Origin of the sequence: Telluria antibiotica (assembly GCF_011682055.1) — a bacterium.
GTDB lineage: Bacteria > Pseudomonadota > Gammaproteobacteria > Burkholderiales > Burkholderiaceae_D > Telluria > Telluria antibiotica.
On sequence record NZ_JAAQOM010000001.1, the window covers coordinates 1 to 17355 of the forward strand.

Here is a 17355-nt window from a genome sequence, read left to right on the forward strand (position 1 = left end):
ACATCTACCAGAAGCGCCTGCATCCGGACGTCACGGAGAAGAAAATGGTGTGGATCGGCCGCGTCACCGTCGTCGTGTCGATGCTGCTGGCCGTCGTGATCGCCCCGCTGATGGGCATCGACAAGAAGGGCGGCTTCCAGTACATCCAGGAATACACGGGCTTCGTCTCGCCGGGCATCCTCGCCATGTTCCTGCTGGGCTTCTTCTGGAAGAAGACGACGTCCAGCGCCGCGATGTTCGCCACCATCGGCGGCCTCGTGTTCTCGATCATCCTGAAGTTCCTGCCGACCATGATGGACCTGTCGTTCCTGGCGCCCATCGGCTTCGCCCACGACAACGGCAGCGGTGTCTACGAGATCCCGTTCCTGGACCGCATGTTCATCGTGTTCTGGCTCGTGGTTGCCGGCATGGTGCTGCTCTCGACCGTGTTCGCTCGCGGTAAAGTGAAAGCGCTGATCGTCGATACGAAGCTGTTCAAGGTCGACGGTGCGTTTGCGCTCGGGTCGGCTGTCATCTGCGTCGCGCTGGCCACGATCTACGGCATGTGGTGGTGATTCGGTCACGCACACATCCGCGTGGGCACGGGGTGCCCACCCTACCAAGGTCGACGGTGCGTTCGCGCTCGGCTCGGCCGTCATCTGCGTCGCGCTGGCCACGATCTATGGCATGTGGTGGTGATTCGGTCACGCACACATCCGCGTGGGCACGGGGTGCCCACCCTACCAAGGTCGATGGTGCGTTCGCGCTCGGCTCGGCCGTCATCTGCGTCGCGCTGGCCACGATCTACGGCATGTGGTGGTGATTCGGTCACGCACACATCCGCGTGGGCACGGGGTGCCCACCCTACGGCAGCGTGCTGGCTGTAGGGTGGGCTCCCCGAGCCCACAAAACGTCCGCGTTATCCGCGACATCGAGGCAGCCCGCGAGCTGCTTTTTTTATGTTTCTCACCAGGCTATACGAACTTCGTATATACGCTGGTAAAAAACATAATGGTTGCACTCCTTGCAAGACGACAGAATGCCGGTCAGTCGCCCGATTGGTTCGCCGCGTGCACCAACGACGACGCATACCGATAAGTCAAAACGACAAAGCAAGGAGATTACATGCAGCAGACAACCCTGAGCGTACTCGTACGCTCGCTCTTCCCATTATTGGTCCTCCCCGCCGTTCCCGCCCTTGCCCAGCAAGCCGCGCCCACCGGGTCGTCCGAACCCGCCGCGGGCGGCGACACGGCCGTGCAGCAGGTCGTCGTCTCGGGCATCCGCGCGTCCGTGCGCAGCGCCCTGTCCGTCAAAGAAAACTCCAACAGCATGGTCGAAGTCGTGGCGTCCGAAGACATCGGCAAGCTGCCCGACACGACGATCGCGGAATCGCTCGCGCGCCTGCCGGGCCTCGCCGCCGGCCTCGATCGCGGCAACGCGAGCCAGATCGTCGCGCGCGGCATGGGCGAACGCTTCATCGGCGCCACGTTGAACGGCCGCGAACTGGCGTCGTCGGAACCCAACCGCGCCGTGCGCTTCGAGCAGTTCCCGTCCGAGTCGCTGTCCGGCGCCATCGTCTACAAGACGCAGAACGCGGACCTCGTCGAAGGCGGCATCGCGACGACGATCGACCTGCAGACCGTGCAACCGCTGAAGTACAAGGGCCGCCAGGCGTCGCTGAAGGCCGACGCGCTGTACTATCCTCTCGCGAAGGACGTCGACACGCAATCCGTGCGGCCGCGCCTGGGCGGCATCTGGATCGACCAGTTCGCGGACAGGACGATCGGCGCTGCCGTCGCGTTCAGCTACCAGAAGCAGCCGTCGATCGAGGAGCGCAAGAACCATTGGGGCTTCAACGAAGACCACTCCGTCGACATGAACGGCGACGGCAAGGTCGACAAGACGCCGTGGGGCTTCGAGGATGAACTCAAGCGCGGCACCAATGAACGCAGCAGCGTGCTCGGCAAGCTGGAATGGAAGGCAAGCCCGGACGCGCTGATCACGGCCGACCTGTACTTCGCCCGCGACAAGATCCGCGAGCCGAGCGTCCAGCACTGGACGGGCGACGTCGGCAACTGGGACGGCTGGCAGACGGCGAACTATTCGAACCTCGACATCCGCAACGGCTACGTCGTGGGCGCGACCGTCAAGGACGTGAGCCTGTCCACGCACAGCACGCGCTGGATCCAGAACATGGACAACGCCGCCGGTGGCCTGAACGGCAAGTTCAACGTGGGCGACTGGAAGGTCGAGGCGGACGTCGCGACGTCGCGCGCGAGCCGCGCCAGCCAGTGGGCCGACGTGCGCAACACGACGGCGAACAACGGCACCCTGTCGTGGTCCTTCACGGGCAACGAGCGGCAGTCGTATGCGTTCAGCGAAGACACGGGCAACCTCGCCAACTTCAACGCGCCGCAGCTCTACATCGACAACGACGGCCACGTGCACGACCGCCTCGACTCCGCCCACGTCAGCGGCGCGCTGCCGCTGGAACTGGGGCCAATCAGCCGCATCAAGATCGGCGCGCGCTTCGCCGAGCGCGAGAAGTCGTACCACCAGACCACGTGGAACATCTCGCCAACGAATGCGTCGATTCCCCTGTCCGCGTACCAGACCCTCAACGTGCCCGGCTACTTCCCGGCACTGAGCCTGCGCGATTTCGAAGGCACCGTGTCGTCCGTGTTCGGCGGCAGCGCCCTCGACGCGAGCGGCCGGCCGCAGACGGCGAACGACCTGCTCGCGGGCTGGAAGGTCAAGGAACGCACGAGCGCCCTGTACGCGCAGGCGGACCTGGACGGCGAATTGTTCGGCCTGAAATACCGCGGCAACGCGGGTGTGCGCGTCGTGCACACGCACCAGACGGGCGAAGGCATGGAGTCCGTCAACGGCGCGGCGCCGACGCCCGTCGAAGGTGGCGCCTCGTACACGAAGGCGCTGCCCAGCATGAACCTGATCTTCGGCCTCGATGCGGAGCAGGCGCACCAGCTGCGCTTCTCGCTCGCGCGCGCCATGTCGCGCGCGCCGCTGGACGAGATGCGCGCGTCGCGCCAGATCTCGATGGACACGACGCCGGGCTCGCAGGCGCCGCTGACGGGCAGCGCGGGCAATCCGGGCCTGCTGCCGATGATGGCGAACCAGGCGGACCTCGCGTACCAGTGGTACTTCGACAAGGGCTCGCTGTTCTCGGCCGCGCTGTTCTACAAGCAGATCGACAGCTACATCGGCATCACGACGGACACCACCACCCTCGACGGCCGCCAGGCGATCGTCACGCGCTCCATCAACGGCGAAGGCGGCTATGTGCGCGGCCTGGAACTCGTCTACCAGCACGCGTTCACGCACCTGCCTGCACCGTTCGACGGCCTCGGTGTCGCCGCGAACTGGTCGTACAACGAGAGCGACATCCACGAGTACACGAACCACTACCCGATGGAAGGCCTGATGCGCAACAACGGCGGCGTCACGCTCTGGTATGAAAAGAACGGCTTCGAGGCGCGCGTATCGGCCAACTACCACAGCCCGTTCGTGCGCATGCCCCGCTGGACCGCGGGCTATATGGCGGAGAACGGCGAGGAAACGTATGTCACGGCGAACGTGTCGTACTACCTGACGCCGCAGCTGCAACTGCGCGTGGGCCTGGACAACATCACGAACCAGAAGGTCGTCTACACGCAGAACGCCAACGCGTACATGCAGAACGTGATGGAATACGGCCGCCGCTACAACGTGGGCGTTTCGTACAAGTTCTGATGAGGACGATCACGCAACCCACGCTGCTCCGCGCCGCCGTGCTGCTGGCCCTCGCCGGCCCCGCCGCGGCGGGCGCGGAACAGCTCCTTGCCGTCGACGCCAGCGCACCGGCGCCCGACCCGCGCACCGGCACGGTCAAGCTGGGCACGGCGAAGGCGCCGGGCGGGCACGCGCTCGGCATCAACAACCAATACCTCACGCGCGACGGCCAGCCCTGGCTGCCGGTGATGGGCGAGTTCCACTATTCGCGCAGCCCGGCCGCAAGCTGGAATGCGGAGCTGGCCAAGATGAAGTCGGCCGGCATCGACGTCGTGGCCACCTACATCATCTGGAACCACCACGAAGCGCGTGACGGGCAATTCGACTGGACCGGCAACCGCGACCTGCGCCGTTTCGTCCAGCTGGCGCACAGGCACGGCCTGGACGTCGTCGTGCGAATCGGCCCCTGGTCGCATGCGGAAGTGCGCTACGGCGGCTTCCCCGACTGGGTCGTCGACGCGATGCCCACGCGCGGCAACGACCCCACGTACCTGCGCTACGTCGAGCGCTTCTACCGCGAGGTCGGCCGCCAGCTGGACGGCCTGCTGTACAAGCAGGGCGGTCCCGTGATCGGCGCGCAGATCGAGAACGAGTACAACCTCGCCGGCCCGGGGCACGGCGCGGATCACATCCGCACGCTGAAAGGTCTCGCCGTGAAGGCCGGGATCGACGTCCCCTACTACACGGTCACGGGCTGGGACCAGACCCTGTATCCGTCCGGCGAAGTCACCCCCGTCTTCGGCGGCTACCCCGACGAGCCGTGGGCGACGAGTACGAACGAGCTGCCGCCCAAGGAGACGTACGCGTTCCGCTTCGGCACGCGCGTGAGCGGCGACCTCGGGGCGCAGACGCGCGCCAGCCAGCAGGGCACGGCGGAGACGGACGTCGACAGCACGCCGTTCCTCGGCGCGGAATACGGCGCGGGCCTGCCCGCCATGTACCGCCGGCGCACGCTCGTTTCGAGCGACGACATCGCGTCCATGCTGCCCGTGCAGCTGGGCTCCGGCGTCAACCTGATGGGATACTACATGTTCCACGGCGGGCGCAATCCCGTCGCCGGCACGACACTGGAAGAGAGCACGAAGAGCGGCGGCTACAACGACGTCCCCGCCATCAACTACGACTTCAACGCGCCGCTCGGACCGGATGGCCAGCAGCGCCCCGTGCTCGCGGCGCTGCGCCCGTTCCACTGGTTCCTGCACGACTTCGGCGCGCGCCTGGCGCCGATGACCGTGCGCAGGCCGGACGTCGTGCCGACGGATCCGGCCGATCTCGATACGCCGCGGTGGTCCGTGCGCAGCCGCGGCGACGCCGCCTTCCTGTTCTACAACGGCCACGTGCGCCAGTACCCGACACCCGCGCGCGCACTGGTCCGCTTCGCCATCAAGCTGCCCGGCGGGACGGTCACCCTGCCCCGCAAGCCGGTCGACCTGCCGGCCGGAGCGTACTTCGCGTGGCCCGTCAATTTCGACATGGACGGCATGAAGCTGACGTATGCGACGGCGCAGCCGCTGGCACGGCTCGGCGACGGGACATGGGTCTTCGCGGCGCAGGACGGCGTCCCGGTCGAATTCGCGTTCGGCGGCCGGGCCCGCGGCTGCGTGCACGCGGCTCGCGCCCACGTCGACGACGCGGCGGACGCTGTCGTGGTCGACGGCATCGAACCGGGGCTGAACGTTGCGTTCACCGTGGGCTGCGGCAGCAAGGCGCCGCAGTCCGTGCTCGTGCTGTCGCAGGCACAGGCCCGGCAGGCGGTCATCGGCACGTTCCAGGGCCGGCGTCGCCTCGTGCTGAGCACTGCGCAGGCGTACGTCGATGGCGGCCGCCTCGTGCTGCGCAGCACGGGCGAGCCGCACGTCCGCGCGGCCGTCTATCCGCCGTTGACGACGCCACCGACAGCCAGCACCGTCGTGAAATGGGATGGGCGCGACGGCCTGTTCCAGGTGATCGAGGCGACGCTGCCCGTGCACGATGCCGCCGTCACCGTAAAACCGCTGCGCGCGGCGCAGGCGGCGCGGCCCATCCGCATCGGCGGCAACGCCAAGGCGGCCGTGCAGCCCGACCCGGAAGCGTTCGGCGCATCGGCGGCGTGGCAGCTCGACGTGGCAGCGGCCAGCAGGACGAAGGACGTGGACGGCCTGCTGCTCGACGTGGACTTCACGGGCGACGTGGCCCGGCTGTTCGATGGCACGCGCATGGTCGACGACTGGTACTACAACGGCCAGCGCTGGCAATTCGATCTGGGTAACCTGCCGTCTAAACGCCACGGTCCGCTCACGCTGACGGTGCTGCCGCTGCGCGCGGACGCGCCCATCTACCTGCCGCGCGAACACCGGCCCGACTTCGGCGGCAAGCCGCAGCTGGCCGAGCTGAAGGCGGTGAGGGTCGTACCGGTGTACCGGGTGGAGATCGGGCGCTAGCCAGGATGCCCCCACCGGTGGGGCATGACGATCCATGGCGCGCCTGTCAACATGCGCGCCATGGATACGCCAACCACCGGATGCTTCCCCCGCCGCGCCGTCCAGTACACGGTCGAGCAGCACCCGGGCTTCGTGCCCGCGCCGACCGCGCCGGGGGACTACCTCGACGGCGCATGCCGCCGGGCCGGCCGCGTCGGCGTCCGCCTCATCGCAACCCTGGCCTGTGCCGCAACCCACCGAGGACCACCATGATCTTCCACGCTTCCATCCCCGCGCGCGATCCCGAGCGCGTCGCCGCCGTCATCGCCGAAATCTGGGGCGGCCAGTCGTTCCGCTTTCCGCCATGGCCCGGCGCCTGGGTCGCCATGGCCGGCGACGCGCGCGGCTCGATGGTCGAGGTCTATCCGCACACGATGCCGATGGCGCCAGGGAACGGCGCCGAGATGGCGCGGCCGCATCCGGACGCCGCGCCCCGTCCCTACGCCTGCTTCCACCTGGCGATCGCCACCGATCTGTCGGTCGACGACATCCTCGCGATCGGCGCGCGCGAAGGCTGGCGCGCCGTGCCCTGCTCGCGCGGCGGCGTGTTCGACGTCGTCGAGCTGTGGCTCGAGAACGGCCTGATGTTCGAGGTTCTTACGCCGGAGATGCAGGACGACTACCGCACCGGGGTCACCATCGACATGTGGCGCTTCACCCGCCGCGCGGCGCCGGTGCCGGCCTGACGGGGCCCGGCAGGGTAATTTTCTTCAATACCGGCCGGGCGGCGGCCGCTATCGTCTGCGCATCCCTCGACATGAAAGGAAACGCAGATGAGCATCATCGCTTCGATGGCCGCATTCGCCCTGGCCACCTCGATCACGCCCGGCCCCGTCAACGTCGTCGCCCTCGGCAGCGGCGCCCGCCACGGCTTCGCAGGGAGCCTCGCGCACGTCACGGGCGCGACCGCCGGCTTCTGCCTGCTGCTCGTGCTGGCCGGCCTCGGACTCCACGAAATGGTGGATGCGTGGCCGCAGGTGACGGCCGTCGTGCGCTGGGCCGGCGTCGCCTTCCTGCTGTACATGGCGTGGAAGCTGGCGGCCGACACGGGCGAGCTGGGCGCCGGGCAGTCGCCCGCACGTCCGTCGCTGCTGCAGGGCGCCGCGATGCAATGGCTGAGTCCCAAGGCCTGGCTGGCCGCGCTGGCCGGCATGGGCACGTACGCGGCCGCCGGCGACGCGGCGGCCGTCTGGCTGTTCGCCGCCATCTACTTCGTCGTGTGCTGGGTGTCCGTCGCCGCCTGGGCGTGGGCCGGCAGCCGCCTGCAAGCGCACCTGCGCGCGCCGCGCCGCATCCGCCTGTTCAACCGCACGATGGCGGGCATGCTCGTGATGAGCGTCGTCTACCTCGCGGCCGCGTGACCGTCAGTCGCGGTATTGTCCTGGCGTGGCAGCCGTCATCCGCTTGAACACGCGCTGGAAATGGGCCTGGTCGGAAAAGCCGACGTCCAGCGCGACCTGGGCCAGGGACGCCCCGTCGCGCAGCCGCGCTTTCGCGTACTGGATGCGGCGGTTCGTCTGGTATTCGTGCGGCGCGACACCGTAGCGCTTCTTGAACGCACGGATCAGGTAGGAGCCGGACAGTTGCGCGGCGTTGCACAGGTCCTGCAGCGGCAGCGGCTGGGCGAAATGCGCGTCGATGTAGTCGGCGAGCCGTTCGACCTTCTCCGCGGCGGCGGCGCGCCGCCGCCCCGGCGCGAGCGCGCCGTCGAGCAAGGCGACGAAGTCGACGACGGCCGCCTCGCGTTCGGCCACGCTGCACTGCGCATCCGCGAGCAGCGCGAACAGATGCACGCCTGCGTCGACCACGTGCGGCACATGCACCGCGGGCACGTCGTATGGCCGGAACGTGGTGTCCGCCGCGCCGCGCAGACCTGCCTGCACGCGGCCCAGCCAGGCGGGATCGATATAGAACATCACGTACGACCACGGCGCATCGGCCACGGGATTGCAGCCATGGACGTCGCCCGGATTGACGACGACGACGGCGCCCTGCTCCACCACTTCGGCATGCGTCCCGTTGACGTAGGTGCTGCGGCCGCCCGTGATGACGCCGATGGAGTGCGTCTCGTGCCAATGCCGCCCGTAGTGCAGTTCGCGCCCGTCCGTGACGTGGCGGGCTTCGATGAACGGCAAGGCGGGGTCGCGCCAGAAGACCTGTTGCGCGGGCTGTTGGAAGGTACGAGACATGGACGCATTCTAGCGAAAGAAAAAGCGCCCCGCAGGGCGCAAAGTGCCGAAACGCCGAACGCGGTTCAAGCGCGCCATGCGTGCGCGAAGGCCCGCGCCCGCGCCGCGAGATCATCGAGCGCCACGCCGGGCGTGAACAACTGGCCGCCGATCCCGGCCCCCGTCGCCCCCGCCGCCTTCCACGCGGGGATCTGCTCGGGCGTGACGCCACCCACGGGCCACAGCGGCGTCCCGGCGGGCAGCACGGATTTCATGGCCTTGAGGCCCGCGGGGCCGATGGACTCGGCCGGGAACAGCTTCAATGCGTGCGCGCCCGCGTCCAGCGCCGCGAAGGCTTCCGTGGGCGTTGCGACACCGGGCGCGCACAGCATGCCGGCCGCGCGCGCCTGCGCGATCGCCTGCGGGTTGCAGTTGGGCGCCACGAACAGCCTGCCGCCGGCCTGCGCGACGGCGTCGACGTCGGCCACGCTCAGCATCGTGCCGCCGCCGACGATGGCGTCCGGCGGGGCCATGTCGACGAGGATGCGGATGGCATCGAGTGCACCGGGCCGGTTCAGCGGGACTTCGAGCAGGCGCCAGCCCGCATCGAACAGCACGCGGCCGACGGCGGCGGCGTCGTTCGGGTCGAGGCCGCGCAGGATGGCGACGAGAGGCAGGTCGGGCAAGGCAATGGTCATGATGGGATGCGATCGAGGAAGCGCGCCAGCGCGGCGCAATAGACGCGGTCGGGGTCGAGCGCGTCCAGGGTCATGCCGAAGTGCCCGGCAGCGCGGACGTAGCGGTCGCGCAACGCCGGCGAGCCGATGCACGTCAGCGGCGCGCCGTCCACGTGGCCGCAGGCGACGAACTCCGTCCCGACGAGCAGGCCGCTGACGAACGAACGCGCTTGCGCGGCCGGCATGGCGCCCGTCACGACGCGCGCCCGCACGCCGAACAGCGTATTCGACAGCGGTGCGCCGCGGCGCGCGTCATCGAGGCCGGCAACGAACGCGGCGTCATCGTCGACCTCATCGTCGACATCATCGGCCATCAGCGGCGCCAGCGTGCCTTGCCGGGACAGCGTCGCGAACAACTCGCCGGTCATGAACGTGGCGATGCGGCGGATGACGCCCTGCTCCACGCGCACCCACTTGCTGTGCGTGCCCGGCAGGACGAACCAGCCGTCGCGCCGGCCCAGCGCCACGGCGCCGAGCAATTGCGTTTCTTCGCCGCGCATCACGTCGAGCTCGGCGCCGCGCTGGGCGTAGCCGGGCACGAGCCAGCACGGACGGCCCGCAAGCGGGTCGTCGACGCGCACGAGCCGGTCCGGCAGCGCATCGAGCGGCACGGCGATGTCGAGGTAAGGCACTTCGCGCCAGCCCTGGGCGCTGCCGATCATGCCGGAGGCGACGGCGGGAACGCCCGGGTCGACGTGCAATGCGTCCAGCAACGTCGCGAACGAGCGGGCGAAATCGGGACGCGCGGCCAGCATGCCCTGGTCGTCCGCGCGCGTGGCCAGGCAGGTGCCGGCCGCATCGACGAGGTAGGCGCGGCGGTTGCTCGTGCCCCAGTCGATGCCGAGCAGGCGCCGTGGCGTGGCGGGTGCGGACGTGTTCATGGCGTCATGCTACCCGCTCGGCGCCGCGGCCGCCCATCGCGTGTGCGCGTGCTGCTATCCCGATTTGATATACGTGACGCGCGCCGTCGGCTTCGGGCGCGTGGCCGTCTCGCGCAGCGCGCCCAGCATCGCTTCCGCCGCCGGCGACAACTGGTGATGGCGGCGCGTGATGATGCCGTAGACGTCCATGCGCAGGTTCAGTTCGTACGGCAGCACGGCCAGCAGGCCGCTGTCGAGATAAGGCTTGACGAGCTCCACGGACATCGGCGCGACCATGTCGCTGCCGAGCAGCAGCGCCGTCTGGACGGGCAGCTCGGCCGTCGACACCGTCTCCGCGGGCTGCTCGAGGCCTTGCGTGAGGAACAGCGACGCGATCCGGTCGCGCACCATGCTGCCCGCGGGCGGCACGATCCACGCCTGGCGCGCCAGGTCGGCCAGGTCCAGGCCGCGCGCACCCAGCAACGGGTGGCCGGCGCGCACGATCAGGCAGTGCGGCTCGTCGGTAATGGGCTCGAAGTGGAATTCATCGGCAATGGAACCATCGACGACGCGGCCGATCACGATGTCCAGGTCGCCCGCGCGCAGGTGCTCGACGAGCTGCTTGCTGCTGTTGACTTCGATGGACACGTTCAGGCGCGCGTGCCGCGTCTTGAGCAAGGTGACGGCCGCGGGCACGAGCGTCGTCGACGGCGTCAGGATCGCGCCGACGGCGACGCGTCCGCGCAGGCCGGACATCAGTTCCATCACTTCCTGGTAGGCGGCGTCCATCTCCGCGAGCGAGGCGCCAGCGCGGCGGATCAGCACCTTGCCGTACCACGTGGGCTCGACACCGCGCGGCAGGCGCTCGAACAGCGTGACGCCGAGCGCGTGCTCCAGTTCACCGAGCAGCTTCGACGCGGCCGGTTGGGTCAGGTTCGCGGCCTGCGCGGCCTGCATGATCGAGCCGTGCCGGCCCAGTTCCACGAGCAGCACGAGGTGGCGCGTCTTCAGGTAGGCGCGGACGAAACGGTCGGAGCGTGGATCGGACATGGCGGTGCGGCGTGGGCCCTAAAAGTTTCCACAATGATAGTTGCCCATCCGGTCAGGGTCAAACGCCGGGTGGTACGCGCGTATCCGGAATAACACTTAGCGCGCTGACCAACCGTTCGACGTACCGCAAACGGATGAGCGAGCATGCAGGCGCCGCCAGCCACCAACCTTTCACTATCGACCACAAACTGTCGATACCGGAGGCGCGTGCTGCCAGACGAATACGAGCACCGGTTGGCGAGATTTGACGTCGCGTCTATTTTCAGACAAAATATCTCACACAACCAATCGAGCGGGTCATGAGTACACCGCCCCCTTTACATGCCTACGATCCCTGCCGATATCCTGCAAGCGCACCAGGCCTCGCTAATCGATCAGCTCGAACAGATCGCGCAGGGGCTGGCCCAGACATTTGCTCCGTTTTGCGAGGTTGTCGTGCATGACCTCCGCGATCCCAAGCACGCCGTGCTCGCCATCCACAACAACTTGTCCGGCCGCGCAACCAGTGATCCGGCGACGGAACTCGGCTTGGCACGCATCGCCGACAACGACTATCCGCAGATCCTCGCCAACTACGCCAACCAGTTCGCGGACGGCCGTCCTGCCAAAAGCACGTCGATCGGCATCAAGGATGCGGAGGGCCGTTATGTTGCCGCGCTGTGCATGAACGTGGACCTGACGCTGTTCCGCTCGATGCAGAATGCGCTCGAACAATTCAGCGCGACCGATGCGTCGCCGGTGCAGGAATCCCTCGATCCGGCCAACGCCGAGGCGATCCGCCGGCGGATCGACCAGTATGCCGCGAGCCTGGCGTCGTCTCCGCAACTGCTGAAGGCCAGCGAACGGCGCGCGCTGATGCGCGAGCTGAAGGTCGGCGGCTTTCTCGAAGTCCGGCGCGCCGTCGAGATCGCCGCCTCGCACCTTGGCATCTCGCGCGCCACCGCCTACAACGACATCAAGTAATCGAATAAACCCAAGATGAACACGCTCAACTTACCTACGTACGACGACGTCGTCCAAGCCGCCGGACGCATTGCCGGCGCCGCCAACCGCACCCCCATCCTGACCTCGCGTACCGTCAACGAAGCGTTCGGCGCCGACGTCTACTTCAAAGCCGAAAACATGCAGCGCATGGGGGCATTCAAGTTCCGCGGCGCCTACAACGCGCTGTCGAAGTTCACGCCCGAGCAGCGCCGCGCAGGCGTTGTCGCTTTCTCGTCAGGTAACCATGCCCAGGCCATTGCCCTGGCAGCCAAGCTGCTGGGCATGCCGGCCACGATCGTGATGCCGCACGATGCGCCGGCGGCAAAGGTGGCGGCGACCAAGGGCTACGGCGGCAACGTCGTCGTCTACGACCGCTATACAGAAGACCGCGAGAAGATTGGGCGAGATCTTGCGGACAAGCATGGCCTGACCCTGATCCCACCCTACGACCACCCGGATGTCATCGCCGGCCAGGGCACGGCGGCCAAAGAGCTGTTCGAGGAAGCCGGGCGCCTGGATGCTTTTTTCGCCCCACTTGGCGGCGGCGGCCTGCTGGCCGGATCGGCGCTTGCGGCCCGCGCCCTGGCGCCGCGGTGCAAGGTGTTTGGTGTCGAGCCCGAGGCCGGCAACGATGGCCAGCAATCGTTCCGGTCGGGCACCATCGTCCACATCGACGCGCCCAGGACGATCGCCGATGGCGCCCAGACCCAGCATCTCGGCCACTGCACCTTCCCCATCATCCGGCGTGACGTCGACGACATCCTGACCGCATCGGACGATGAGCTGGTGCAGTGCATGCGCTTCTTCGCCGAGCGCATGAAGATCGTGGTCGAGCCGACCGGCTGCCTCGGCTTCGCGGCGGCGCAGCGCATGAAGGACCAGCTGCGCGGCAAGCGGATTGGCATTCTCCTTAGCGGTGGCAATATCGACATGGCGCGCCTGAGCGGGTTCCTGGCGGGCTGATGATCAAGGCGATCCTTGGTCGCCCCAAACGGGCGAGCTCGGTCCATCGAACGGCGACAGGTTCAGGCAGTATTTGACGACCAATCCCTGAGTGGTCGGATACACGAGATGCTTGATCGAATGGACCGTGTAACGCCTGGGGCGCTCCGGCGACGCGACGAGGCCGACGCCGTCGACGCGGTTCCAGCCGATGTCGTCGAAACGCTCGCCGACGGCGACCGCATGAAACGGCGCATCGGATTCGAAGGAGGCGATCGGCTTGTGGGCGCCGGACGTGTCGCACACGTCAAGGATATATCGGGTTGGCATGACGGAATATATTACCGAATATAGTCCACGGCATGGCCTGGCGCCGCATGGCGGACAACGCGATAACCGGATGCGGTCGCTTCGCCGGGGACGTTTATGCGGACCAGTTCCGCAAGAACGGCAGCACGCTGCGCGTCGGTCTCCACGGCGATCTCGACCCATTGTATGGATGCGCAGCCACCGCTGCGAAAGCGGTAGAACCAGTCACGATCCCATTCGGACACATAGCCGGTGCCGACATCTCGGGTGCGCCAACGGGGCGTCAGCGCATGCAGGCCATGCATGGCCCTGCGCGCAGTTCATCCCACTTGGTATCGTTCATCAATGGGTACATCGTCGTTCAACACGGCGGTTTGCTGTGAAACCCGAGATAGAGCTTCTTTAACAGATCGGGCATTCGAGCCCAATACGGGCGGGCACGGTCCGGCGACACCTCCCAGTACAGGTTTTCCACAAACGACACGTCGATACAATTCCGCACTTCCCCACAACCGATCATGAATTGGTCGCGCATGTAATCGAAGACAGCCCCTGCATCGTCTAAGCGGGCGCTCTCGCGCATATTCGCGTTGAACATGTCGGCAAGCGAATGAAACCACATGTATGCGTCCTCATCGTCCAAATCCCAGGTTTTCAGATGCACTTTGTCCGTCTCCGCCAGTATGTTCGGGAAGCGGTCTCGCGTCTCGCGGTAGAACTGCACAATTGGATCCATAGACAGGCCCTTCAGTCCAATGTTCCCGACGTCAGGGCACATACACCATATGGATGGCCACGACATATCCGGCATCGGCTTCCGATACGTCCACCTCCAGCACAAGGTCGCTTCGGCCTTCGTCTTCGGTCCAGAGATCGACGAGGGCGTCCCAGCGATTCCCCATCCAGATACACACCGACGTGTCCCAAGACTGCGGCGGCAGTTCGATGAGTTTCGCGCCGTAGTCCTGAATGTACTCGCGCACTTGCCGGGCCGTTTCTCCGGATACCGGAGTAACGCCAGACAGCCCATCTTTCAGTTCATAGTCTCCCCGTGCGAATGCATCGACGACGCTTTTCAGGATCGGTCGCCACGCAGAAGGAATCGGTCCCTCGTTGTGGGCATCCTTGGTCACGGGGACGTCGATGTTTTCGTTGCCAGGTCGCATTCGTACGCCCTTCGATGGCATCACGGGAAATCAAAATCCGCCGCATAGCCGCGAAACAGCCGCCACGCCCGATCCTCGTCGACCGAATACGAAAAACGCTCGTCGGGAAAGCGATCCTGCGCGTGCCGAATGAAGGCGTCGGCATCGAACAGTGGAGCGAGATAAACGTAGTAAGTCCGCTTTCCCGCAAATGTTTCGATCAGCGCGATCACGCCGTTCGTTTCGTCTTCGAACGGCGCGGCGAGGGTCATGTCGAACGATTCGAGGGATGCGTTGTAATCGCTCCGCGGCAGACCGTTTTCTTCGACATGCTTCAGCACGTGGGTGACGATCAATAATCGCGGATACCTGGGCTGGAGCGTCGCAAACTCCGACACCTCGATGTGCGGGCGCCGGAAATAGATCGGAAAGCCTTCATGCTCGGTGTTGGCGGTCAGCCAGGTTCGGGCCTGTGTCATTCGTGTTCGTCGTCCTCTTCCGCCTCGAGCGGCTTCTCCCAGCACTCCCAATAATGATGGGTATGTTCGGCCATGTCGGCGTAAAGGATCGGGTTCAACGGCGTCGCCACAGTGTAGGCTCATAGTTGCACAAAGGCAAGTTCTCAGACGCCCGCCGCTTGTCAATCGTGATACACCTGGCTCCGCCCGCCATCGACCAGCAGGTCCGTCGCATTCACGAACCGCGCCTCGTCACTGGCCAGGAACAGCGCCGCGTTGGCGACGTCGGCCGGTTCGCCGATCCAGCCGCATGGCAGCAGTGCAGCCTGGCGGCGGCGTTCCGCGTCCGGGTCGGGAAAGCCGGCCAGCCAGGCCTCGATGCGCTCCGTCAGGATCAGGCCGGGCGAGATCGAATTCACGCGGATGCCCCGCGCCGCGTACTCCACGCCCAGCGATCGCGTGAGGCCGATCAGCCCGTGCTTGGCGACGGGATACGGAAAACACCCTTTGATAACCTTGTGCCCGTGCACGGACGCGATGTTGACGATGCTCCCGGCACCCCGCGCAAGCATCGCGGGCAGCACGGCGCGGCAGGCGTTCCACGCGCCTTCCAGGTCGAGCGACAGGCAGCGCCGCCAACCCTCGGCATCCAGCTCGAGCGGGTCGGCGAACACGTTGACGCCGGCATTGTTGACGAGGATGTCGATCCGGCCGAAGCGCTCCAAGGTCAGCGCGGCGAGCCGCTCCATCGCCGCGGCATCCGTGATGTCCGCCTGTACGAACAGGCTGCGTGCGCCGCCGAGCGCCTCGCGCAGCGCCTTCGCGGCCCCGTCGTCGACGTGGCTGTTGATCACCACACGCGCGCCCTCGGCCGCGAAGCGGCGCGCCACGGCCGCGCCGATGCCCATGGTGGAGCCGGTGACGATCGCCACCTTCCCTTCGAGTCTTCCGTTCATCGCTTGCTGTCGTCCCCGGTTTTGTATGTTTTATATACCGTACATCGTACACCAGGGCCCGACAGGTCTACCACTCCGCGATGCTGCCGTCCGCGTGGCGCCAGACGGGATTGCGCCAGTCCGGCGCGGTGCGGCTCGCCTCGATCACGCGTTCCTCGTCGATCTCGACGCCGAGACCCGGCTTCGTCAGCGGCCGGATCCAGCCGCCGCTCAGGCGGAAGTCGTCCTTGTTCTTCACATAGTCCAGCAGGTCGGCACCCTGGTTGTAGTGGATGCCCATGCTCTGCTCCTGCAGCACGGCGTTGTGGGCGACGAAATCGACGTGCAGGCACGACGCCAGCGCCACCGGTCCGAGCGGGCAATGGGGGGCGAGCGCGATGTCGTGCGCCTCGGCCATCGCGGCGATCTTGACGCATTCCGTGATGCCGCCCGCGTGCGACAGGTCGGGCTGCACGATGGCGAGGCCGCCCCGGTCGAACACGCGCTTGAAGTCGAAGCGCGAGTACATGCGCTCCCCCGCCGCGAGCGGGATCGACGTCGCGTCGGACAGTGTCCGGTAATACTCGTCCTGCTCGGCCAGCACGGGCTCCTCGACGAACAGGGGACGGTACGGCTCCAGTTCGCGCAGCAGCACCTTCGCCATCGGCGCGGACACGCGGCCGTGGAAGTCGACGCCGAACTCGATCTCGTAGCCGAACTTCGCGCGCACCTCGGCCACGCGGGCGACGGCCTGGTCGACCTTGCGCGCGTTGTCGACGATGCCCAGCTCCTCGGTGCCGTTCATCTTGAAGGTATCGAACCCGGCCTCGCGCAGCGCGGCGATGCCGGCGATGAGTTCCGCCGGACGGTCGCCGCCCACCCAGCTGTACGTCTTCATGCGGTCGCGCACGAGACCGCCCAGCAATTCGTACACGGGCTGGCCCAGCACCTTGCCCTTGATGTCCCACAGGGCCTGGTCGATGCCGGCGATGGCGCTCATCAGGATCGGGCCGCCCCGATAGAAGCCGGCGCGGTACATCGTCTGCCACAGGTCGTTGATCCGGGCCGGGTCGCGGCCGACGAGGTAGTCGGACAGCTCGTGCACGGCCGCTTCGACGGTGCGCGCGCGCCCCTCGATGACGGGTTCGCCCCAGCCGGTGACGCCCTCGTCGGTCTCGATCTTCAGCAGCATCCAGCGCGGCGGGACGCGGTAGGTGGTGAGTCGCGTGATTTTCATGGGGCCCAGTGTAGCCCCGGTCGGCGCGATTCAAGCATTCGCAATCGTGGGCGATCTATACCGTTACGATATAGACACCCCAAGCCGACGCCATGCTACGCCATGCCCAACCCTGTACGTGAAACCACGCGAGCGTCGGCGCGCCCCGACAGCCGTGGTGGCAACCGACATCGACGATCTTTCTCCGGCCCGCAGCGCCGGCAGCCGCCGCGATACATCGGGATTACCGCCCCGGCATGCACGGCAATGTGAACCGCAGCATGACTGGAAGTGGTGCGGCCGGCCTCGCGGGCGGACAGC

General features: G+C 67.0%; 19 protein-coding genes. 8 read left to right on the forward strand and 11 right to left on the reverse strand.

The genetic code is table 11. From position 1 onward, the window contains the following. From HAV22_RS00005 to HAV22_RS00030, 6 genes are all read left to right on the forward strand, one after another. A partial coding sequence (locus HAV22_RS00005; protein WP_443098485.1) for a sodium:solute symporter family transporter occupies nt 1-554 on the forward strand: 554 nt, incomplete at its 5' end. Between the two features lie 550 nt (nt 555-1104). Next, nucleotides 1105-3732 (forward strand): TonB-dependent receptor, encoded by a 2628-nt coding sequence (locus HAV22_RS00010; RefSeq protein ID WP_166855258.1) that lies wholly within the window; start codon nt 1105-1107, stop codon nt 3730-3732. Continuing rightward, entirely contained in the window at nt 3732-6191 is a 2460-nt protein-coding gene (locus tag HAV22_RS00015; protein ID WP_166855259.1) for a beta-galactosidase, read from the forward strand. Before HAV22_RS00010 ends, HAV22_RS00015 begins: the two co-directional genes overlap by 1 nt. A gap of 60 nt (nt 6192-6251) precedes the next feature. Continuing rightward, nucleotides 6252-6443 carry a hypothetical protein gene (locus tag HAV22_RS00020; RefSeq protein WP_166855261.1) on the forward strand — a complete coding sequence of 64 codons (192 nt, stop codon included), beginning with the start codon at nt 6252-6254 and terminating at the stop codon, nt 6441-6443. Continuing rightward, on the forward strand, nt 6440-6916 hold the full coding sequence (locus HAV22_RS00025) for a hypothetical protein (protein ID WP_166855263.1): 477 nt from the start codon (nt 6440-6442) through the stop codon (nt 6914-6916). Before HAV22_RS00020 ends, HAV22_RS00025 begins: the two co-directional genes overlap by 4 nt. A gap of 87 nt (nt 6917-7003) precedes the next feature. Continuing rightward, nucleotides 7004-7591 (forward strand): LysE family translocator, encoded by a 588-nt coding sequence (locus tag HAV22_RS00030; RefSeq protein ID WP_166855265.1) that lies wholly within the window; start codon nt 7004-7006, stop codon nt 7589-7591. Nucleotides 7592-7594: 3 nt separating this feature from the next. Here the strand turns inward: HAV22_RS00030 and HAV22_RS00035 are convergent, their stop codons facing one another. The 4 genes from HAV22_RS00035 to HAV22_RS00050 form a co-directional block, all read right to left on the reverse strand. After that, the gene (locus HAV22_RS00035) at nt 7595-8419 is read right to left on the reverse strand and encodes a helix-turn-helix transcriptional regulator (protein ID WP_166855267.1); all 825 of its coding nucleotides are present in this window, start codon (nt 8417-8419) and stop codon (nt 7595-7597) included. Between the two features lie 65 nt (nt 8420-8484). Further along, a complete protein-coding gene (locus tag HAV22_RS00040) occupies nt 8485-9096 on the reverse strand; it encodes a 2-dehydro-3-deoxy-6-phosphogalactonate aldolase (RefSeq protein ID WP_166855269.1) in 612 nt (203 codons plus the stop codon). Next, entirely contained in the window at nt 9093-10016 is a 924-nt protein-coding gene (locus HAV22_RS00045; protein WP_166855271.1) for a 2-dehydro-3-deoxygalactonokinase, read from the reverse strand. Before HAV22_RS00045 ends, HAV22_RS00040 begins: the two co-directional genes overlap by 4 nt. Nucleotides 10017-10070: 54 nt before the next feature. Beyond that, nucleotides 10071-11045 (reverse strand): LysR substrate-binding domain-containing protein, encoded by a 975-nt coding sequence (locus tag HAV22_RS00050; RefSeq protein WP_166855273.1) that lies wholly within the window; start codon nt 11043-11045, stop codon nt 10071-10073. 321 nt (nt 11046-11366) lie between these two features. On the opposite strand from HAV22_RS00050, the gene HAV22_RS00055 reads away from it, so the two are divergent. Both HAV22_RS00055 and HAV22_RS00060 read left to right on the forward strand, forming a co-directional pair. Beyond that, nucleotides 11367-12008, forward strand: a complete 642-nt coding sequence (locus HAV22_RS00055; RefSeq protein ID WP_166855275.1) for a helix-turn-helix transcriptional regulator — start codon at nt 11367-11369, stop codon at nt 12006-12008. A 15-nt stretch (nt 12009-12023) separates the two neighbouring features. Next, the gene (locus HAV22_RS00060; RefSeq protein ID WP_166855277.1) at nt 12024-12992 is read left to right on the forward strand and encodes a threo-3-hydroxy-L-aspartate ammonia-lyase; all 969 of its coding nucleotides are present in this window, start codon (nt 12024-12026) and stop codon (nt 12990-12992) included. A 3-nt stretch (nt 12993-12995) separates the two neighbouring features. Here the strand turns inward: HAV22_RS00060 and HAV22_RS00065 are convergent, their stop codons facing one another. The 7 genes from HAV22_RS00065 to dgoD form a co-directional block, all read right to left on the reverse strand. Continuing rightward, entirely contained in the window at nt 12996-13301 is a 306-nt protein-coding gene (locus HAV22_RS00065) for a hypothetical protein (protein ID WP_166855279.1), read from the reverse strand. 11 nt (nt 13302-13312) lie between these two features. Continuing rightward, nucleotides 13313-13585, reverse strand: coding sequence for a DUF6678 family protein (locus HAV22_RS00070; protein ID WP_208295993.1), 273 nt, complete (start codon nt 13583-13585; stop codon nt 13313-13315). A gap of 56 nt (nt 13586-13641) precedes the next feature. Further along, the gene (locus HAV22_RS00075) at nt 13642-14004 is read right to left on the reverse strand and encodes a DUF7674 family protein (protein ID WP_166855280.1); all 363 of its coding nucleotides are present in this window, start codon (nt 14002-14004) and stop codon (nt 13642-13644) included. Between the two features lie 43 nt (nt 14005-14047). Further along, nucleotides 14048-14413 carry a DUF7668 domain-containing protein gene (locus HAV22_RS00080; RefSeq protein ID WP_208295994.1) on the reverse strand — a complete coding sequence of 122 codons (366 nt, stop codon included), beginning with the start codon at nt 14411-14413 and terminating at the stop codon, nt 14048-14050. Nucleotides 14414-14466: 53 nt separating this feature from the next. Then, entirely contained in the window at nt 14467-14904 is a 438-nt protein-coding gene (locus HAV22_RS00085) for a DUF695 domain-containing protein (RefSeq protein ID WP_166855282.1), read from the reverse strand. 161 nt (nt 14905-15065) lie between these two features. After that, a complete protein-coding gene (locus HAV22_RS00090) occupies nt 15066-15839 on the reverse strand; it encodes an SDR family oxidoreductase (RefSeq protein ID WP_166855284.1) in 774 nt (257 codons plus the stop codon). A gap of 67 nt (nt 15840-15906) precedes the next feature. Beyond that, the gene (gene dgoD, locus HAV22_RS00095; protein WP_166855286.1) at nt 15907-17055 is read right to left on the reverse strand and encodes a galactonate dehydratase; all 1149 of its coding nucleotides are present in this window, start codon (nt 17053-17055) and stop codon (nt 15907-15909) included. Between the last annotated feature and the right edge of the window lie 300 nt (nt 17056-17355).